Annotated in this window: 18 protein-coding genes; 3 read left to right on the top strand and 15 right to left on the bottom strand. The window is 60.7% G+C overall.

Translation table 11 applies throughout. The annotated features are described in order from the left end of the window. Positions 1–767: 767 nt before the first annotated feature. Positions 768–1,019 (top strand): SPOR domain-containing protein, encoded by a 252-nt coding sequence (locus tag AO268_RS33155; protein ID WP_232243876.1) that lies wholly within the window; start codon positions 768–770, stop codon positions 1,017–1,019. Between the two features lie 70 nt (positions 1,020–1,089). Further along, positions 1,090–1,380: a DUF6388 family protein gene (locus tag AO268_RS12280; protein ID WP_017737784.1), complete on the top strand. Its 291-nt coding sequence runs from the start codon at positions 1,090–1,092 to the stop codon at positions 1,378–1,380. A 103-nt stretch (positions 1,381–1,483) separates the two neighbouring features. Here the strand turns inward: AO268_RS12280 and AO268_RS12285 are convergent, their stop codons facing one another. Both AO268_RS12285 and AO268_RS12290 read right to left on the bottom strand, forming a co-directional pair. Next, a complete protein-coding gene (locus AO268_RS12285) occupies positions 1,484–2,338 on the bottom strand; it encodes a helix-turn-helix transcriptional regulator (protein WP_017737785.1) in 855 nt (284 codons plus the stop codon). Between the two features lie 186 nt (positions 2,339–2,524). Next, positions 2,525–3,496, bottom strand: coding sequence for an XdhC family protein (locus AO268_RS12290; RefSeq protein WP_099168834.1), 972 nt, complete (start codon positions 3,494–3,496; stop codon positions 2,525–2,527). Positions 3,497–3,586: 90 nt separating this feature from the next. Here AO268_RS12290 and AO268_RS12295 point away from each other — a divergent pair, with 90 nt between their 5' ends. Then, positions 3,587–4,366, top strand: a complete 780-nt coding sequence (locus AO268_RS12295; protein ID WP_017737787.1) for an alpha/beta fold hydrolase — start codon at positions 3,587–3,589, stop codon at positions 4,364–4,366. 16 nt (positions 4,367–4,382) lie between these two features. Here the strand turns inward: AO268_RS12295 and AO268_RS12300 are convergent, their stop codons facing one another. From AO268_RS12300 to AO268_RS12360, 13 genes are all read right to left on the bottom strand, one after another. Continuing rightward, on the bottom strand, positions 4,383–5,006 hold the full coding sequence (locus tag AO268_RS12300) for a UbiX family flavin prenyltransferase (RefSeq protein ID WP_026136920.1): 624 nt from the start codon (positions 5,004–5,006) through the stop codon (positions 4,383–4,385). Continuing rightward, the gene (locus AO268_RS12305) at positions 4,990–5,943 is read right to left on the bottom strand and encodes a LysR family transcriptional regulator (RefSeq protein WP_017737789.1); all 954 of its coding nucleotides are present in this window, start codon (positions 5,941–5,943) and stop codon (positions 4,990–4,992) included. The genes AO268_RS12300 and AO268_RS12305 overlap by 17 nt, the downstream gene beginning before the upstream one ends. A 20-nt stretch (positions 5,944–5,963) precedes the next feature. Next, positions 5,964–7,406, bottom strand: a complete 1,443-nt coding sequence (locus tag AO268_RS12310) for an aldehyde dehydrogenase family protein (RefSeq protein ID WP_017737790.1) — start codon at positions 7,404–7,406, stop codon at positions 5,964–5,966. Between the two features lie 71 nt (positions 7,407–7,477). After that, positions 7,478–8,266: a fatty acid hydroxylase gene (locus AO268_RS12315; RefSeq protein ID WP_099168835.1), complete on the bottom strand. Its 789-nt coding sequence runs from the start codon at positions 8,264–8,266 to the stop codon at positions 7,478–7,480. A 49-nt stretch (positions 8,267–8,315) separates the two neighbouring features. After that, positions 8,316–9,074 carry an SDR family NAD(P)-dependent oxidoreductase gene (locus AO268_RS12320; RefSeq protein ID WP_017737792.1) on the bottom strand — a complete coding sequence of 253 codons (759 nt, stop codon included), beginning with the start codon at positions 9,072–9,074 and terminating at the stop codon, positions 8,316–8,318. 11 nt (positions 9,075–9,085) lie between these two features. Beyond that, positions 9,086–10,441 carry an MFS transporter gene (locus tag AO268_RS12325; protein ID WP_099168836.1) on the bottom strand — a complete coding sequence of 452 codons (1,356 nt, stop codon included), beginning with the start codon at positions 10,439–10,441 and terminating at the stop codon, positions 9,086–9,088. Positions 10,442–10,519: 78 nt separating this feature from the next. Further along, positions 10,520–11,953 carry a UbiD family decarboxylase gene (locus AO268_RS12330; RefSeq protein ID WP_017737794.1) on the bottom strand — a complete coding sequence of 478 codons (1,434 nt, stop codon included), beginning with the start codon at positions 11,951–11,953 and terminating at the stop codon, positions 10,520–10,522. Then, the gene (locus AO268_RS33160; RefSeq protein WP_232243875.1) at positions 11,941–12,306 is read right to left on the bottom strand and encodes a hypothetical protein; all 366 of its coding nucleotides are present in this window, start codon (positions 12,304–12,306) and stop codon (positions 11,941–11,943) included. The genes AO268_RS12330 and AO268_RS33160 overlap by 13 nt, the downstream gene beginning before the upstream one ends. Before the next feature lie 194 nt (positions 12,307–12,500). Further along, positions 12,501–13,304 (bottom strand): enoyl-CoA hydratase/isomerase family protein, encoded by an 804-nt coding sequence (locus AO268_RS12340; protein WP_052229556.1) that lies wholly within the window; start codon positions 13,302–13,304, stop codon positions 12,501–12,503. A 19-nt stretch (positions 13,305–13,323) separates the two neighbouring features. Next, the gene (locus AO268_RS12345; RefSeq protein ID WP_034113328.1) at positions 13,324–14,862 is read right to left on the bottom strand and encodes an AMP-binding protein; all 1,539 of its coding nucleotides are present in this window, start codon (positions 14,860–14,862) and stop codon (positions 13,324–13,326) included. Between the two features lie 5 nt (positions 14,863–14,867). Beyond that, positions 14,868–15,368, bottom strand: coding sequence for a (2Fe-2S)-binding protein (locus tag AO268_RS12350; RefSeq protein WP_099168837.1), 501 nt, complete (start codon positions 15,366–15,368; stop codon positions 14,868–14,870). A gap of 2 nt (positions 15,369–15,370) precedes the next feature. After that, entirely contained in the window at positions 15,371–16,177 is an 807-nt protein-coding gene (locus AO268_RS12355; protein ID WP_017737798.1) for an FAD binding domain-containing protein, read from the bottom strand. Beyond that, a complete protein-coding gene (locus AO268_RS12360; protein WP_099168838.1) occupies positions 16,174–19,173 on the bottom strand; it encodes a xanthine dehydrogenase family protein molybdopterin-binding subunit in 3,000 nt (999 codons plus the stop codon). The genes AO268_RS12355 and AO268_RS12360 overlap by 4 nt, the downstream gene beginning before the upstream one ends. Positions 19,174–19,292 lie beyond the last annotated feature (119 nt).

Below are 19,292 nucleotides of genomic sequence, written 5' to 3' on the forward strand. Positions count from 1 at the left end.
ATTCGAAATCGGAAAAGCTCATCTGGCTCATAGGCGGCTCGGATCAGGTGGTCAGGCGTATTTCAGCACATTTGAAAACTTGTTCGGAGATTCCCTAGAGCCAAGTGTGTGTGAAAGGCGCAGGGAGCGCTTTGCCTGGGGAGATGGAGTTTTGCGCCGAAGTCTGGAAATTTGTCTTTGCGTCTGATTTAAGGGGCTGGGACCCGACACAATTCCGGTCATGTTCGACGACTTCGATGACTTTATGGATAGCGACCGGGCTCTATAACTTTTTAATTTTGAGCGTTCATCACATAAGTGGCGAATGCAGATCCTTCGCGGTTTTCCACAAGGCACTTTGGCCACGATATTTATCTTAAATACAAGTATTTCATAGGATTAACCTCTCCCATTCTGATATGGTTTTTTTCGACTATCTGAGCCTTTTTCGTGAATCAGTAGTCTATAAAGTGCACGCCCGATGTTCTTTAAAACAACAAAAAGCAGCCAACTAATTTTGGCGCTTGGGCACACTGACGCGCTCGAGAACTCAGACCATCTCAGGATCAGAAATAAAACCTTTCTTTATAAAAAGAAATGGCACAAATAACTATTCACTTGATTTGGAGAGGGCGCCGTGCGAAAGCTTGGCTTGGGCTTACTGGTAACTGGCGTTTTAGGGCAACTATCAGCTCTACTATGGACCTACACGTCCACAGGACCAACTTGTGAAAATAACGTCGACAATTCATACATCCAGCAAAAAGTGACAGACTTCGAGCACGTATTTGACGACATCGCTAATAAAGTTTGCGACAGAAATCAGTACAAATCTTCCCGACGAATTCACGCCCGCATTGAATACGCCCAGCCGCCATCGCGCACTAAAAGCCATTCAGCAACTGGAGTTGCCGGTAGCGCGTAAAGAAAACAATTTTGTCGTCATAGGCCCATATAAACATAAGCAGGACGCGGCTCGAGTCGTGAAAGAGCTGAGTGAAAGTCATGGCGTTCGAGGATGGATGATGGCAGGAAATTGACATAGTCCAATTTAGCGCTGGGCCGACCTTGAACAACCAGCTACTTATTGCATGCCACAAGAGAGCATTCATGATCGCAAAAGAACTTAGAGCCGAACTTGCCCTGAAGAAATTCCTGGACGCCAATCTATGGATTCAGCTTGAACTCAGCGAGCTGAATTACAGCCTCGCTGAAAACTGCGGGCTCTCGCCAGAAGAATATCGCCTTAAATTTCTGAAAGAAGCATTTGAAGCAGAAGCCGACGCGCACGGCTGCGATTGCTGGGACTTCATCCTGCAGTGGGCGGCCGAAACCAAGGAAGAACTTGAATTGATGCGCGAAGAACGCATGAAAGAGATTTATGACTTTATGGACAATTAATAGACGCTACAAATTTCGTAACCTTTAAAAGCTCAGAGTTTCAAGATGAAAGACTAACTTAATCGGCGGGAGCATTACCCAATACTCCCGCCCTCCTCTCGGTTCAAACCGCCGTATAACTATCAACCACACGCCGATACTGGCTGGGGGAAGCGCCGATGTGCTGACGGAAAAACCGTGTGAAATGACCTTGCTCGGAGAACCCGAGGTTCTCAGACAACAGGCCCAACGTGCCACTGCGCTCACGCTCCAGCCAGGCAAAAGCCCGGCGCATGCGCGCGTCGTTAAGCAGCAGGGTCGGGGTCATGCCGGTGTCTTTCTTGAACAGCGCAAAGAAGTGTGCCCGAGACAGACCACAGGCCCGCGCGGCGTTGTCGATCGGGTTCGGATCATCGAGGTGCTCAAGCAACCAGGCGGTGCCACGGCGCACGCGCGCATCCCGGAACTCACCTGTGTTGGGCGCACCCAGTAGCGACAAATGCCGCCAGCTGGAAAAGTCCTCGATCAGTTCGATCAGGAAGTCGAACAGCATGAACTCCAAACGCTCTTTCGGCACGATCCCACAACCATGCGCTTCGGCGACCAGGATGTCGGCCAGGGTGCGATTTCGACTCGACAGCTCGATGCATGATTGGGCAAAAAAGTCCGGCCGACCGCTGAGCGCCAGCGATTGCTGGGCAGTGGCCAGCCAGGCGGGCTCTATGTAAAGCGCCAGGATTAGCGTGGCACCGGCACCCGGCTGCGGATCGTAGAAATGCGGCTCCCAGGCGTTGACCAACACCGCGGTGCGATCACTGAGCGGAACCCGTCGACCGTTAACGTTGAAGTAAGTATCCTCGCCGGACACTTTGACCAGCACATGGCATTCGGAATGGGTATGGGTGACCAGCGAATGATCCATATTCAGCAAGGCGACCCGGCCAAACCTGCCGTGGAAAACCCGTTGGGCAATCGACATCAGATTCCTCCTCGCTTGAAGCGATATTGTTATCGGCCTCAATGCATATCATCGGGGCGCTTATCTATTTCTCAAGCCCGTCGATCGGTCCATGGTTCAGCCAGACTTGGCTGGCCACTATCGCGCGCGAATGACCGAGCGTCTACCTCGACTTTCGCAGCCCCCACGTTCGTCGGAAAAACCGCCTTACAAGGCATGGCGTTCTTTGCCGTGATAAACGCGCAGGATATCGGCCACCACCGCCAGAGCGATCTCCGCCGGGGCCTTGCTGCCCAGATCGAGGCCGATGGGCATGTGCAAACGGGCAATCTGTTCATCCGTCAGACCACCGATGCGCTTGAGCCGCTCGGCGCGCTTGGCCGAGGTTGCCTGAGAACCCATGGCACCGATGTAAAACGCCGGGGTGTGAACCGCTTCCATCAGCGCCAGATCATCGATTCGAGGATCGTGAGTCAGCGCCACCACCGCAGTCGCCGCATGGCAACCACCAGCGGCGATGTACATCGAGGGCAGCACGCGTTGCATCTCCACGCCTTCGAGCTGCACATGCTGCATCTCATCCCGGGGGTCGCAGGCGATGACTTCGCAGCCGATGGCGCGGGCGAAACTGGCGCAAACTTCAGCGACCGGCGACAGCCCGGCCAGAATCAGTCGCAACGCAGGGCCAACACTGATGCGCACCGTCTCGTCGACGACTTGCACCCGCTCGCTGCCGTGTCCGATGTCTGCGTCCAGGCGCAAGGCTCCGCTGCTCAACTCGACATGGCGCAGCAGACGCCGCTGACCCAGTAACGCCGCTTGCAGACTCTCCAGGTGCTCGATCCATTCGAGACTCGCAGCGCGGTGCTCGACCAGCACGATCAGCACGCCACCACAGGGTAATCGCAGACAGTGGCGTTGCTCGACGCTGTCGCCATAACTGACGATCTGCGCCGGTTCGCGTAATTCACCGCGCGTCAGGCTTTCGAGAAACTCCTCCTCGACGCAGCCACCCGACAGCGAGCCGACGTGTTCGCCCGAGCCATTGGTCACCAGCATCGCCCCCGGCGCACGCGGCGCCGAGCCATAGGTGGAGAGCACCGTACACAGCCACTGGGCCTGCCCGGCGCGAGCCCATTGCAGTGCCTGGTCGATCACCTGAACATCGAGATGACGCATGTTTTCTGTACCTCAAGCAAAGCGTGGTGCTGCAGACAGGGTTACGTTTACGGTAACCTGCGAGCAACCTTGTTCAATCGTTGATTCAACATGTCGCCACAACAATTTCTGCAACTTGGGCCGCTGCGCCTGGAATATCGCCAAATTCCTGCGGCTGACCCATCGCGACCGACGCTTGTGCTGTTGCACGAAGGCCTCGGCAGCGCCGATCAATGGAAAGACTTCCCCCAGCGCCTGGCCCAGGCCAGCGGTTGCGGTGTGGTCACCTACAGTCGTCAGGGTTATGGGCAATCGAGCCCGGTAACCCTGCCGCGTCCGCTGAACTACCTGAGCAGCGACGGCCCTCGTGAACTGCGGCAATTGCTCGATGCCTTGCAACTGCCGCAAGTGGTTTTGCTCGGTCACAGTGACGGCGCCTCCATTGTCCTCGCCTATGCCGCCGCCAATGATCCCCGCGTATTGGGCAGCATTGCACTGGCGCCTCACGTGATTGTCGAGACCGAGAGCCTCGATGGCATTCGCCATACCACCGAGGTTTGGCATCAGGGCGAATTGCGCGAACGCCTGGCACGCCACCATGGGACCAATGTCGACGGCGCCTTTCACGGTTGGAGCGACAGCTGGTTGCACCCGGACTTTTCCTTGGACGATCTCGAAGCGCAGTTGGCTTATATCGAAAGGCCGCTGCTGGTCATTCAGGGTCGCGAAGACCACTACGCCACGCCCGAGCAACTGATGGTCATCCAGCGACAGGTGCCTGGGCCGTGCCGCTGTGTGTTGCTGGATAACTGCCGGCACTTTCCCCAGACCGAAGCGACCGAGCGGACCTTGCAGCTGATCTGCGAATTCCTGGAGCGCCTCCCCGCCTGAATGCCCCGAATGTGACTCAACCATCGATCACCTCATCCAGCGTTGCTACGCGCTCCGGTCGTTCGCGCCAGCGACGGACGACACCCAGTTCGATATCGAACATATCCAGCACCCTTCCTACAGTGTGATCGATCATGTCATCCAGGCTGGTCGGCTTGGCATAGAACGCAGGCACTGGCGGCGCGATCACCGCACCGAGTTCAGCCAACTCGGTCATGCTGCGCAGGTGATTGCGGTGCAGTGGCGTCTCGCGAACCATCAGCACCAGGCGCCGGCGCTCCTTGAGCACCACGTCGGCGGCGCGGGTCAGCAGCGTTGAGGTCACGCCGCTGGCAATTTCTGACAGGCTGCGTATCGAACACGGCGCGATGATCATGCCCATGGTTTTGAACGAGCCACTGGCAATTGCCGCGCCGATGTCCTGATTGATGTAGCTAACGTCAGCAAGGGTCTTGATCTGAGACCAGGACATCTCGGTTTCATGGGCCAAAGTAATCAGCGCCGACTTGCTGACCACCAGATGGGTTTCAATCGGCGTGTCGCGCAACAGCTCCAGTAGACGTACGCCATAAACGGCGCCGGAGGCACCGGAAATTCCTACGATCAGCCGCTGCGGCCGGCTATTACTGGGAACGCTCATGGTCGCCTTCCTCTATCGGGCCTTCTTTGTAGAAATGGATGGCGTCGAGTGCGGTGGTCATGGTTTTGCCGATCATCTCGATGAACAGCATTGCCGCCGGGGTCAGTGGTCGACGGGCGTCGTGCACACAGACCATGCGCCGGCTGATCCCCGGCGCGGCCAGCGGATAGGCGCGCAACGCGCCTTCGTGCAATCCGCGATGCAAGACGGTTGCCGGCAGCACGCTGACCCAGTCGCTGCGACGCAAGAAGTCCTCAATGACCGCCAGATCGTCCACCTCCAACTGCGGGGTGACTTCAATGCCCTGGGCGGCAAGGTGCTGGTCGATGACCATACGCAGCCCGTGACGACGCGAGGGCAGCACCAGTTTGAATCCCGCCAGACTGGCCAACGGCAAGGGCAACGCTCCGTTAAGGCGATTGGCTGCACCGGTGGCGACCAGTAGCTCCTCATCGAAAATGTCGTGGCCGATCAGGTGCTCATGCTGAAAGCTTTGGTTGATGACCGCGAAATCCAGCACGCCGGTCAGGACCTTCGCGATCAACTCCTGGCTGTAGCCCGAGGTGACGCTCAATTCAACCTGTGGCTGATGCTCGACGAAATGCGCCAGGGTGCTGGCCAACGCGTTGTTGGCGGCAGACGCGATCAGCCCGGCACTGATGCGTCCGCCGATCTGGCCGCTACGGTCGATCAGGGCCTGACGCGCCGCCAGCAGCTGGCCAAGAATCGGCATGAACAAACGATAAGCCTGATCGCCGGCCTCGGTCGGCGCCATGCCCTTGGAGCTGCGCTCGAACAACGTCTGCCCGAGTTCTTCCTCAAGCCTGGCGATCTGCATCGACAACGCCGGTTGCACGATATTCAAGCGCTGCGCAGCCCGGGTGACGGAGCCTTCCTCATAAAGGCAGGTAAAATACTTCAGATGGCGCAGCTCCATGGTCACCCTCGCGTGCGCGCTCAACCGAGCGTGCCGACGTTCTGATAAATGTGTTTGAGCTCGCTGAAATCCAGCAGCGCATCGACGCCATGCAAGCGCCCCAGGCCGCTCTTGCGGTAGCCACCGGTTTCCGCCTCGGCGAACAATTTGTTGTGGTCGTTCAGCCACACCGTACCGTTGCGCAGTGCCCGAGCGACACGCCAGGCGCGAGCGCCCTGCCCGGTCCAGACACTCGCCGACAGACCGAACTCGGTATGGTTGGCGCGCGCTACTGCCTCGGCTTCATCTTCGAAGGACTCCAGCACCAGCAACGGGCCGAAGATTTCCTCCTGGCAGAAGAACGCGCCGCTGTCGCGGTGGGCGATCAGTGCAGGGGCGAGGAAGGCGCCCTGACTCAGCGCGCCATCCGGGCGGCCGCCGGCCAGCAGCACCTCGTCGCAACAGTCCAGCGCCTCGGCGATGCGCCTCTCGACCTTGTCGCGCGACTGCCAGTCGATCAGCGGGCCCATTTGCGTCGCCGCCTCCAAACCGTGGCCCAGGCGGATTTCGCCGAGCGCGGCACTGAGCGCACGTTTCATCTCGGCAAAACGGCTGGCCTGCACCAGCACGCGCCGTGCGGCGGTGCACTGTTGGCCGGAAATGATGGTTGCTGCTGCCGCCAGTTTCGGTGCGATAGCCTCGACGTCGGTATCCTCGAAGACCAGGCAACAGGATTTGCCGCCGAGTTCAAGGGACAGCTTCTTCATGGTCGCTGCGGCGTCTTGCATGATGCGCTGGCCGGTTGCGGTGGAGCCAGTAAAGCTGAGCACATCTACCAGCGGCGAAGCCACCAGGTACGCCGCGCCGACATGCCCAGTTTCAGCGAACAGGTTGACCGCGCCGGCCGGTAGGCCCGGTAGGGCGAATAGCGGCTCGAGCATGGCCGCGTTGAATAGCGCGGTCTGCGGCGCCGGCTTGATCACCGCGGTGCAGCCGGCCGCCAATGCCGGGGCGAGGGCGCGCACCAGCAGCACCGCCGGGGCATTCCATGGAATGATCAGCCCCGCGACCCCGGCCGGTTCACGCAGCATGTTGGAGAACTCGCCAGGCGCCACCTCCATCACATGGCCGGGATTGTGTCGGGCCAGACCGGCATAATAGACAATCTCGGAAATCGCCCCGGCTATCTCGCCGCGCGATTGCACCAGGGCCTTGCCATTCTCGCGGGTGAGCAGCTGCGCCAGTTCCTCCTGGCGTGCCTTGAGGCCTGCGGCCCAATCCAGCAGCAATTGCTGACGCAGGCGCGGATTCTGTGACCACTGCGGGTTGGCGAAGGCGCGCGCGGCGGCGGAGACCGCCGCTTGCGCCTCGGCTTCGCCGCCATCGGCGAAGCGGCCGATCAACTCGCAGCTGGCCGGGTCGAAGCTGTCCGCCCAATGTCCCGCGTCGGTCCATTGCCCATCGATGAAATGTCTGCTTTGCATGAGTCCTCCGGTATTCCGTGGGTCAGCGAGCAGCGGTCGACCACCAGAACCGACCGCTCATTGAGTCGCTGTCAGAGCTGGTGTTCGGTAGCCGCTTTGGACGCGCGCTCGACCTGCTGCGCATCAACGCGAGCCTGGTCCTCGGGTTTGCGCGCCGCATCCGACATGCCATTGAACAGCGTGCCCAGCACGCCCTTGTTCAAGTCGCTGGTGCCAAACAGTGCATCGCAGATCGGAAAGGTCAGGTTGAAATTGCGCGTGTGCATGAAGTCCGGGTTGTGATGCAGGACATGCATGCGGCGCACCGTGTTGACCAGCGGCATGGCATCGAGCAGCGGATGCTCGAGGTGCGACAGCGTGTGCAGGCCTTCGTACATCAGGAAGTAGGCCGCCATCGTCAACATTGCGATATAGCCGGCGTTGGCCGTCCATAACGTGCCCAGCAGCAGGGCCAGCGGCAGCGCGGCCATCACGAACAACACCGGAGCGAATGGGGGAAACAGCAGAGCGCGCCAATCCTGATGGCCGTGATAGTCCAGCGTCTTGTGCGAGAAGAACTGATGGTGGGTGGCGACATGCCGCTTGTAGGCCGGCTTGAGCCAGCTCCTCGGGCTGTGTAGCAAATAACGGTGGCCCGCCCATTCGGCCCAATTGCCGAACAGGAACATCGGCACTACCACCAGCAACCACTCCTGCCAGCTCGCATCGACAATCTGGCTGGCGCAGTACCAGAGCACCCCGCCGGTGAACAGCAGGGTGAAAGCCAGGTGCATTTCGCCGCGATACCAGTTGGGTGTGGACGCACGATAGCTCTCGCGGTATGCGTGCGAACGCTCAACGATTTGTTGTTCACGATTCATAACGGTTTACCCTTTCAATGAAATATCGGCTGCGCATGGACTCCCCCTATCAGTGGGTCACCGAGCCGCCGTCGACCACCACAGTCTGGCCGCTCATGAAATCGCTGTCGGCGCTGGCCAGAAACAGCAGCGCGCCGACCAGGTCTTCCGGTACCGCCTCGCGCTTGATGCAGCGGCTGGCGATGTTGTTGCGCACGATGTCGCCGGCCCAGGCGGCGTTGGCCTGGACGTTGGCGCTCATGGTCAGGCCGGGGGCCAGGCAGTTGCAGCGGATGCCGGCGTCGCCGACTTCGCGCGCTATCGAGCGTGTCAGGGCAATCACCGCGCCCTTCGACGCGACATACGCCGCCATCATCGGCGCGCCTTTGAAAGCCGTTGCCGAGGCAATATTGACGATCTTGCCGTAGCCCTGACGGCGCATCACCGGCATTACCGCCTTCGCGCACTCGAAGGAACCGCGCACGTTGACTGCCATGATCCGGTCCCATTCCGCCGAGCTGGTCTGCTCGAAAGGTTTGAGTTCCAGGGTGGCGAACAACGCCGCGTTGTTGATCAGCACGTGCACACCGCTGAACTGCGCCACGGCTTCCTCGACCATGGCTTGCACCGCGGCACCGTCGGTCACGTCGCAAGCGATTGCCAGGGCCGTACCGCCCTTGTTGCGGATCGCGGCAGCGGTTTCGTCAGGCGCCTTCAAATCGCAGAGCACCACCTTCGCGCCCTCGGCCGCCAGCGCCTTGGCGTAGGTGGCGCCGATACCTTGGGCCGCGCCGGTGACGATAGCGACCTTGCCGGTCAATCTGTTCATTGCCATCTCCTTCACTTGAAGTTGCCTTGGGTTTCCGGAATCACCACGCTGCCGATCAGGTAGATCACCGACAGGCCGGCGGCGAAAATCGCCAGTACCATGGGGATCTGCGCGGGGCTGCTGCTGAACAGGGACACAAAGGTCGGCATGGTTCCACCGAGGGCGAAACCGATGTTCCAGGACAATCCTGTGCCGCTGGCGCGCAGCTCGGTGCTGAAGCGTTCGTTGAGGAAGATCAGGATCGGCGCGATGATCGCCCCGCCCATGAAGGCGATGCCCACGCAATACAGCGCAGTGCGGGTCAGCGAACCCGGCTCGGCGACACCGAGGAACATCATCGGCAAGCTCACCAGGTTAATCACACCCAGTAGCATGAAGGTCTTCTTGCGACCGATCAGGTCACTCAGGTAACCGAAGGCCAGTGCTCCGACAATGGTTGCCACCGACCCGTACATGAGCATCTGCGAAGTTTGCGTATGGGGCACTTTGGCGACCACGTTGAGCAAGGTCGGCAGATAACCGCAGGCCAGGTAATACGTTGCTCCGCCGCCGAATGTAATCAGCAGATTGACCAGCATCACGCTGCGGTACTCGCGACCAAACAGACGCTTGAGCGGCGACACGACCACTACCGCCGGCCCCTTGGTCTTGCGCGCTTGTTGCAGTTGCTGCCAGACCGGGGTTTCTTCCAGATAGCGGAACATCACCAGCCCGAAAAACGTGCTGAGCAGCCCGCAGAAGAACATGAAGCGCCAGCCCCAGACGTCAAATTCATCCCCGGGGAAAATTTCCGACAACACCAGGTAAGTGAACGACGCCAACAGCGCGCCCATGCCGGCACCGGCACCACCGATCAACCCGGACATCAGGCCGCGATAGCGCGGCGAGATGGATTCGGTGCCGATGGTGTGAGTGGAGGCCACGATGCCGCCAACGAAAATGCCCTGAATCACCCGCAATAGCAGAAACAGTATCGGGGCCAATATGCCGGCCTGATGAATGGTCGGCAGCGCGCCAAACAGTGCCGTGGAAATACCGACGCCGACCATCGACACCATCAACGCTCGCTTGCGGCCGTGCTTGTCGGCATACGCGCCGAAGATTGCCGAACCCAGGGGGCGCACCAGCAGGGCCACGGCGAATGAGGCGTATACCGCGGCCAGCGACAGTGTCGGGGTGTCCGAGGGGAAAAACATGCGGCCGATGATCGGCGCCACGTAGAGCAGAATGAACAGGTCAAACAAATCCAGCGCCCAGCCGAATGTCGAGGCAAATGCCGCCAGTAAGGCCTTGCCCGGTGGAATCTGCGGTGTATCGATAGCGGCGCTGGTTGGCGATGCAGTTGTTGTTGTTGTTGTCGTGGTCATGGTTGCCTCACGCAAGACGTGTCTTGAGTTGGTTGGAACTATCGGAAACAGGCCGCTGAACACCAACGGCCGCCGGGTTCAATCGTGCGTCTGGAGCACGCGTTGCCAGTCTTGCGGCGCCGCGTGCGCTAGCTTGTCGAGTTCGACTTCCTGTTGGCCCGGCACCTGGATTCGTTTGAAGCGCATGGTCGGTGCCGACAGCGGCACCGTGGCGTCATAGCCCATCTTCGAGCCGACACCGTCACGGGTGGACGGGTCGAGTTTCGAGCCCTGGGATTCGTGGATCAGCACCAGGTCGCGGTCGGCCTGGAAACGGGTGGCAATCGCCCACTCGACTTCGGTGGGGTCATGAATGTCCACATCCAGATCCACCACGGTGACATGCTTGATGTCGTAGTGACCGCCCAGCGCGCCGAGGATGACGTTCTTGCCCTCGCCTTCGGAGCGTTTGTCGATCTGCACATAAAGGTGATAACGACACACTCCGCCCTTGCTCAGGTGCACGTCACGCACGCACGGAAAACTGCGGCGCAAGTGCGCGAGCATGGTCGCTTCGCGCGGGATGCCGCCGAGCAGCAAGTGTTCCAGGCCGCCGCCGACGATGGTGTGAAAGATCGGGTTGTGACGATGGGTTACGGCGTCGACTTCGATCACATGTCGCTCGGCGCGTTCGCCGTAGTACTGCGGAAACTCGCCGAACGGCCCTTCCATCTCCCGCGCCTTGGCCAGCAACCGGCCCTCGATGACGATCTCGGCGTCGGCAGGCACGCGAATCTGATGGGTCACGCAGCGCGTTACCGCCAGCGGACGGCCATGCAGAGCGCCGGCGATTTCCAGTTCGTCGTGATCGATCGGCACGATGGCCTGGGACGCCAGCAAGGTCAGCGGATCAGCACCAATTACCACCGCCACGTCCAGATCCTCACCCAGCGCCTCGACTTCCTGAAAGAAGGCCAGCGCATGGCGTGGCAGCAGCAATGCACCCAGTCGATTTGGGCTGCTCACCTGCAAGCGGTGAATCGAAACGTTCTGCACCCCGGTGCGCGGGTTGCGGGTAATCAGCAGGCCAGCGGTGATGTAAGGGCCGCTGTCGTACTCGTTGTGGGTGGGAATTGGTAGCAGTTTGTTCAGGTCGATCTCGCGATGCACCACTTGCTGACAAGCTGCATCGCTGACTTCCCGCCACGGCAGCGGATTGAGGCTGGCCGCCTCGAAACGCGCCAACACTTCAGCGGACTCCACGCCCATCGCCTCGGCCATCCACTGCCGGTCGGACAGCAGGCCGGAAACCACCGCAATCGAGTGGCCGCCAGGCTGGGGAAACAGTGAAGCGCTCTTGCCGTCCAGACGATTAGCAATCGCTGCAACGCCGAAACGCAGGTCCACGCCGGGACGTATCATTGCCAAACGCTGCTGGCGCTGCAAATGGTCGAGCCAGCCACGCAGGCTGGCGCCTGCTGGCAAGTCCCCGGCCATGTCGGCTTCGGGGGTGGAAAGGGTCACAGGCTGCATGGCCTTACCTCGTCATTATTGTTTTGGTGGCATGCCCGGTCACCCGGCGGCGGGTTAAAGAACGGCTGATAGAAGTCCTTGAGCAACAAGGTGGCGATGCCCATGGTTAGCGCGGCCATGGTGCCGAACAGCGCCCCGGCCAGTCCTGCAACGGCGATCCCGGCCATCCATTCGTGCATGTGCCCGAAAAATTGCGCAAAGGCCTGCAACGATGGAATCACCGTCGGGAATTCCTTGCCTCCGGAGGTGAAGTTTTTCGCGCTTTGTGTAGAGCGTCGAACCCAGAAACTGATCAACGCCAAGACCACCCTGTAGGCGGCCACGATGGTTAATACCAGCCAGCTAGAAGCCATAAGTGGAACTCCGATTTTTATATTTATTGGACGGATTTCGGTGCAGCCGATCTCACCCTACGAGCCCCGCAACGGGTTTTCTATTAACGAATATTGATGCGCCCTATCAGTTTCAGTGAAGGGGCGGCAGGCCCTGCTCCATAGGGAGGCACGCCGTTGCCGACATGCTCCCGGGCCTGCTCGCCGGTACGCATTTACTCGCCGGTGAACACTGCCGGACGCTTGCTGTGAAACGCTTCGACGCCTTCCTTGAAGTCCTTGGAGCTGCGCAGGCGGCTGTAGCAGTGACCTTCCATTTCGATCGCGACGGTCAGCGGCGCATCTTCGTTGTCGTTGATCAGTTTTTTCGCCGTGCGCTGAGCCAGCGGCGAGAAGCGCCGCAGTTCATCAGCCAGCGCATCGACGGTGTTTTCCAGTTCGGTATCTGGCACGACCTCGGTAGCAATACCCCAGGCATAGGCCTGGTCGCCCGTAATGCGCTTGGCGCGCATCACCATGTGTTTGGTGCGGGTGATGCCGATGATTTTCTGCAGGCGTGCGGAGCCTCCCGAGCCTGGGATCTGACCCAGGTTCTGCTCCGGCAAGGCGTAGCGCGTGGTTTGCGAAGCAACGCGGAAATCGCAGGCCAGGGACAATTCAAAACCGACGCCGAAGGTGTAACCACGGTTGGCGACGATTACCGGTTTTTCGCAACGTGCCGGTGCCGCAACGTTCCAGGCCAGCTTCGAAACGTGCTCCGGCGAAGCTTCAAGGAAACCCTTGATGTCGCCACCGCTGGAGAAGTGTTCACCCACCGAGCGCAGCACGATGACGCGCACATCTTTGTGTGCATCGAGGGCTTCGAAGACCAGGCGCAGTTGATCGCGCTGCCCCATGGAAATGACGTTCAACGGCGCCCGGTTGAGGATGATGTCAGCGCGCTCGCGGGACACATCGACTTCAACCTGGAAGCCATCGAACTGAGTGTCGAGAAATTGCTGGATCGCTTGTTGTTGCATTGGAGTGTCCTCTGGATGATTAGCTGATGGCCTTCAAGGCCTGTTCCTGAAATTGGGCCAGCAGCACGCGCCGCAGCACCTTGCCAACTGGAGATTTGGGAATCTGATCGATGAACTGGTAACGCCGTGGCCGCTTGAATTTGGCCAGGCCCGAAGCGATGCAATGAGCATCGAGGTCGCATTCCGACACCTCGGCGCGCAGCTTGATAAACGCTGCAATGATCTTGCCCCACTGCTCGTCAGGCAGACCGACCACCACCACTTCTTCCACTGCCGGGTGCAGAGAGAGCATGTTTTCGATTTCCGCCGGGCTGACGTTTTCGCCGCCGGTGATGATCAAGTCATCGACACGACCCGTGACGAACAGATCGCCTTCCAGATCGAAGTAGCCGATGTCACCGGTGAAATACCATCCGTCACGCAACGCCTTGGCGTTCGCCTCAGGGCGGTTCAGGTAGCCTTCGAACGCCTCGTCACTCGCCAGGTCGGCGATGATCTGGCCCTCCTCCAATGGGTTGGCCTGCACGTCCACCGTTTCAGCATCGATCGGTACCACGCGCACGCGCTGGTTCATTGCACTGCGCCCTGAGGAGCCGGGTTTGCGACTGGCCTGCTGGTCGATGGTGAAGGTGTAGATTTCCGAGCTGCCGTAATGGTTGACGAACAACTGCGGCTGGAACGCCTGCTCGACGCGACGCATCAAGCCGTCGCTCATCGGCGCGCCGGCAAAGCCGATTTTCTCCACACTGGCTACTCGCTCGCGGGCGAAGGCCGGGTGCTCGATGAGCATGTGGTAGAGCGTCGGTACGAGGTACAGGTTGCTGACCTTTTCCCGCTCGATGGCCTGCAGCGTGGCTTCCACGTCGAACTTCGGCACACAGACGAAATGCCCGTCGATCAGCGCCATGGACAGCAACGAACGCACGCCCATGGTGTGGTAAAGCGGCATGACACCCAGCGTGCACTCGCTCTGGCGGTAGAGGTTTTGCGCTACGTGGGCCACCGCCGCGGCGCGTTCACTACGGTGCCGACGGGGCACGCCCTTGGGCTTGCTGGTGGTTCCGGAGGTGTACAGCAGCAGTGAAAAGTCTTCGGCGTCGGCCTGCAAAATGATGTCGGAGGGGGTCTGCGAACACAGCTCCTCGAAACTCAGGTCGGTGTCGGCGGCACGGATACCGGCGGCGATCCGTGGCAGCCTGGTGGCGGCGCTGCAACCGGCCACCGCGGCCACGGTCGCGTCGTCGTAAGCCAGTGCGCGGATTTGCGCATCTTCGATGCAGTAGCCCAGTTCATCGGCAGTCGAACGCCAGTTCAACGGGGTCATGACCACGCCCGCAAACTGACAGGCCCAATGCAGGGTCGCCATCTGCCAGCGGTTCTGCATCGCTACCAGCAGTCGGTCACCCCGTTGCAGCCCAAGGCGTTGCAAGCCCCGCGCTGCGCTCTGGATATCGACGAACCAGTCTTCATAGGTTTTCTTCAACGCACCGTCACTGACCGCCACGGCGTGCGGTCGGCGTTCAACGGCAGCGAGAAAACTGCGTCCGAGATCGAACATTATTGTTATACCCCTTTGTTCGTTTGGCGCTGGGCAGCGACTTCGAGCACGGCCTGGACGATGCCGGTGTAGCCCGTGCAGCGACATAGATGCCCCGAAAGCATGTCGCGTACCTGGGTCTCGTCCGGGTTGGGTACCCGTTCGAGGAAATCCACGCAGGACATGAGAATGCCCGCAGTGCAAAAGCCGCACTGCAAGGCGTGATGACGGCGAAAGGCTTGTTGCAGGTCGCTCAGTGTGTCGTCGTCGGCCAGGGACTCGACGGTCTCGATACGCCGCTCGTGCCCCTGTACCGCGAGCATCAGGCAGGAACGCATGGCGACCCCGTCCACCAGCACCGTGCAGGCGCCGCAGACACCGTGTTCGCAACCGACATGGACGCCGGTGGCACCGAGGTCGTGGCGCAGGAAGTCGCAGAGTTGGGTCCGCGGTTCGGCCAGCGCTTCGCGGGAGCGGCCATTGAGTTCCAGGCGAATCAGAAAGGTTTGGTCGGCAGTTACACGCATGTTCAGACTCCTTCGATCATCTGATGACCCAGCTCGCGAACCAGTTGGCGGCGATAGGCGGCGCTGGCGTGCACGTCGTCTTGTGCATCGAGCGACCAGGCGGTTTGATTGAGCGCGTCAGGCAGCGCCGCACCCCGTGGCAGGCTGCGACGTTGCGGACGGTCGGCGACCCCGCCGATGCCGAGTTCGACCTGGTCCGTCCCGATGGCCGCGGCCAGGGAGACAATTGCAAAGTCGCCGTGGCGCATGGCGATTTCGCGGAAGCGATAGGTGATGCCTTCGCGCTTGAGCGGAAAACGCACCTCGACGACCAGCTCATCCGCACGCTTGTCGGTGGTGAGAATGCCTTGGAAGAAGTCGGCGGCCTTGACGATGCGCTTGCCTTTTTTGGACTCGAGAACGATCTCGCCGCCCAGTGTCACCAGGCACAGCGGCAACTCGGCGCTGGGGTCGGCGTGAGCCACCGAACCGCAGACCGTACCGCGATTACGCGTCTGGAAGTGGCCGATCCAGGGCATCGCCAGTGCCAATAAAGGCACCTCGTCCATCAGGGTCGAACGCGCCAGCAACTGCGCCTGTCGCACCCCGGCACCTACCGCCAGGCAATCCTTGCGCAGCTCGATATAGGCCAGCTCGGCCACATGATTGATATCGATCAGCAACTTGGGTTGAGCCAGGCGCATGTTCAGCACCGCCATCAGCGATTGGCCACCGGCGATGATGCGAGCCTCCTGGCCATACTCGGCGAGCAACTCAACCACCTGACGACGGGTTTCAGCCCGAACGTAATCGAAAGCAGCCGGTTTCATTGCGCACCCCCATTGCCAAACAGCGCGCCAAGCGAGGCGCGCAGTCGCGCCCACCAGCCGGTGGAGATGGCTTGGCCGCTGACCCGTTGCGACAGGCGAGTAAAGATTTGTCCGATGATCACTTTCGAGGCCCCTTGCAACATTCGGCCGCCGACCGCGGCGACTTTGCCGCTGACCGCCACCTGGTATTGGTATTCCAGACGCGTGTGGCCATTTTCCAGTTCGACGAAACGCACTTTGGCCTGGCCCTGGGCCGAACCCATCGAGCTGCTGCCGGAACCGGACAGACGCAACGAATGCGGTGGGTCCAGATCACTCAGGGCCACCTTGGCCTCGAAGCGCGCACGGATCATGCCGACGCCGACGGTGACGTCTGCGCGGTATCGGTTCTCGCCTTCAAGCACGAGGTCGTGGCAACCGGGAATGATCGCCGCCAGCGTCTGCGGGTCGAGCAAGGTATCGAAGACCTGTTGCGGCGAAGCAGGAATCACCACCGAGTCGTTGGCCCGCAACGCGGGTCCACCGGCAGGTGCTGCGTCCAGGTCTTCGTCGGGCTCCATACCGGCGGGCCGAGGGGGCTCGTCGATCCCGATGAGCGTGCGTACTTTCGATGGTGTCAGTGGCAGACGGATGTCCGAGCGACCGAGGGCGTCGGCCACCGCGTTGGCGATGCACACCGGCGTGCTCATGTTGTTGCCCTCGCCCACACCCTTGGCGCCCAGCGGGGTGAAGGGCGATGGCGTTTCCATGTGCAGGATCACCGGTTCGATCACTTCCGGTGCGGTTGGCACCAGATAATCGGCGAAGGTCCCGGAGAGGAAGCTGCCGTCCTCACCGTAGGCGAATTCTTCCATCAGCGCCGCGCCGAGGCCTTGGGTGAAGCCACCACGAATCTGGCCGTCGACCAGCGCGGGGTTGAGCAGGCGGCCGGCGTCATGGCAGGTGACGTAGCGATCGATGTGGATCTCGCCGGTCATGCGGTCGATTTCCAGACCACAGATGTCGAAGACAAAGCCGTAGCACAGCGAGCTATTGACCTGGTCCTGGTCGTCCGGGGCCACCAATTGCGGCGGGCTCCAGAACGCGGTTTCGCGCAGACCGCCACTTTCACCTTCCGGTAGCAGGCCCGGCGACCAGTGGGTCGCACCGGCAATCCGATGGAATGGCGCCACCGCCCCGCCATTGACCACAAAAATCTTGCCGCCGGCGAAACGAATATCTTCGGGACTGGCCTGCAATTGCTCGCCGGCAATCACGGCGAGGCGATCGCGGATCTTCAGCGCGGCCTTATAGACGGCACCGGCCACAGCGCCGGCGAAACGGCTGGAATAGTTGCCCGAGGCAATCGACCAAGCGTCCTTCTGAGTATCCAGCTCGACGTTGACCACGATGGATTCCAATGCAACCCCAAGCACTTCGGCGACGACCTGAGCGACGGTGGTTTGATGGCCCTGCCCTTGCGGTGCCGAGGACACATGCACACTGACGTCACCCAACGGGCCGACGTTGATGGTTGCGGTGGCGACAGCGCCGTTTTTCGGACCGGCCTTGCGCCGCTCTTCGGGTGTCATCGCGGTGGTGATGTAACCCATGTTGGAAATCGAGGGTTCAATGACGGCGGCATAGCCAATGCCATAGATTCGACCTTCGGCCCGCGCCTGATCACGACGTTTGAGCAACTCGTCGAGTCCACCGTCAGCCGCCGCCAAGGCAATGCCAGCTTGGTAGTTGCCGGAATCGAGCAACGCACCGGCGGCCGCGCGATATGGGAAGGCATCGGCCGGCACCAGGTTGCGGCGGATCACGTCCAACGGATCAAGCTTCAACTGCACGGCGATATGTTGCAGCAGCCGCTCCAGGGCGAAATATACCTGCGGGCCACCGAAACCACGGTTCAGGCCGGAAGGGGTTTTGTTGGTCAGCACCACGCGGTTGCGCACTTGCAGATTGCGGATCGCATAGGCACCCGTCAGGTTGCCGTGCATGCGGTAGAAAGTCGCCGGTTCAGGCGCTCTAAGGTAGGCACCACAATCGTCGATCTGGTCATAACGCAAAGCGGTGATGCGCCCGTCTGCTTCTACCGCCGCTTCAATTTCGGTCACCCGATTGGTCGCCGAAGAAGCCCCCTGAAGATGTTCCAGACGGTCCTCGACCCACTTCACCGGTGCGCCGACCTTGCGTGACGCCAGCCCCATCATCACCACGTAAGGGAAAACCCCTTGCTTGATGCCAAAGCTGCCACCGGAATCTTTCGGTGTGCGCAAACGCAAGCGGTTGCCAGGCACATTCAGAGCCCGGGCCATGACCGTGTGTAATGCATAGGGGCCCTGGAAATTGGCAAGCACGTCATAAATGCCGGTGGCGCGCTCGTACTGAGCCAACACCACATAGCATTCAATGGGTGTGCAGGAACTGCGCGGAAACTTCACTTTGAGCGAGACCTTGTGCGGCGCCTGCTCGAAGGCCTGCTCCGGCTCGCCATAACGAAAGCGTCGTTCGTTGACCACGTTGCTGCCGACGGCTTCGTGCAGGATAGGCGCCTGTTCGGCGGTGGCCCGTTCTGGATCGATGATCGGGGGCAGCGGCTCGTATTCAACGCGCACACCTTCGATGGCGTCTTCGGCCAGATAGCGGCTCTCGGCGATCACCACGGCCACCGGCTCTCCAACGTAGCGCACTTTGTCGACGGCGACGCACCAGTGCTCCATCGGCTGACGTACACCCACCGGAAATGGCAGCGCCCAGCGTTTGACGTCTTCGCCGACCAGCACGCCGTGCACGCCTTTCATCAGCAGCGCACTGGAAAAGTCCACCGAGGTGATCCGCGCATGAGCGTGGGGTGAACGGATGATCGCCGCATGGAGCGTCCCCGGCGGGATCGCAGCGTCATCGGCATAGCAGCCGAGACCGCGCAACAATGCGGCGTCCTCGACACGGGCCTGACGGGCGCCGATGTGGCCGGTCTGATTTTCGGTAGCAGGTTGGAAACTAGTCATTTTTTCGCGGCTCTTGTTGTTATGCAGCGCGATAGCGTTAGAGCCGAGTGTGTGAGAAAGGCGCAGGGAGCGCCTTGCCTGGGGAGAGGGAGTTCTGCGTTGGAGTCTGACAATTTGCC

Origin of the sequence: Pseudomonas sp. ICMP 8385 (assembly GCF_002699915.1) — a bacterium.
In the GTDB taxonomy this organism is placed as follows: domain Bacteria; phylum Pseudomonadota; class Gammaproteobacteria; order Pseudomonadales; family Pseudomonadaceae; genus Aquipseudomonas; species Aquipseudomonas gessardii.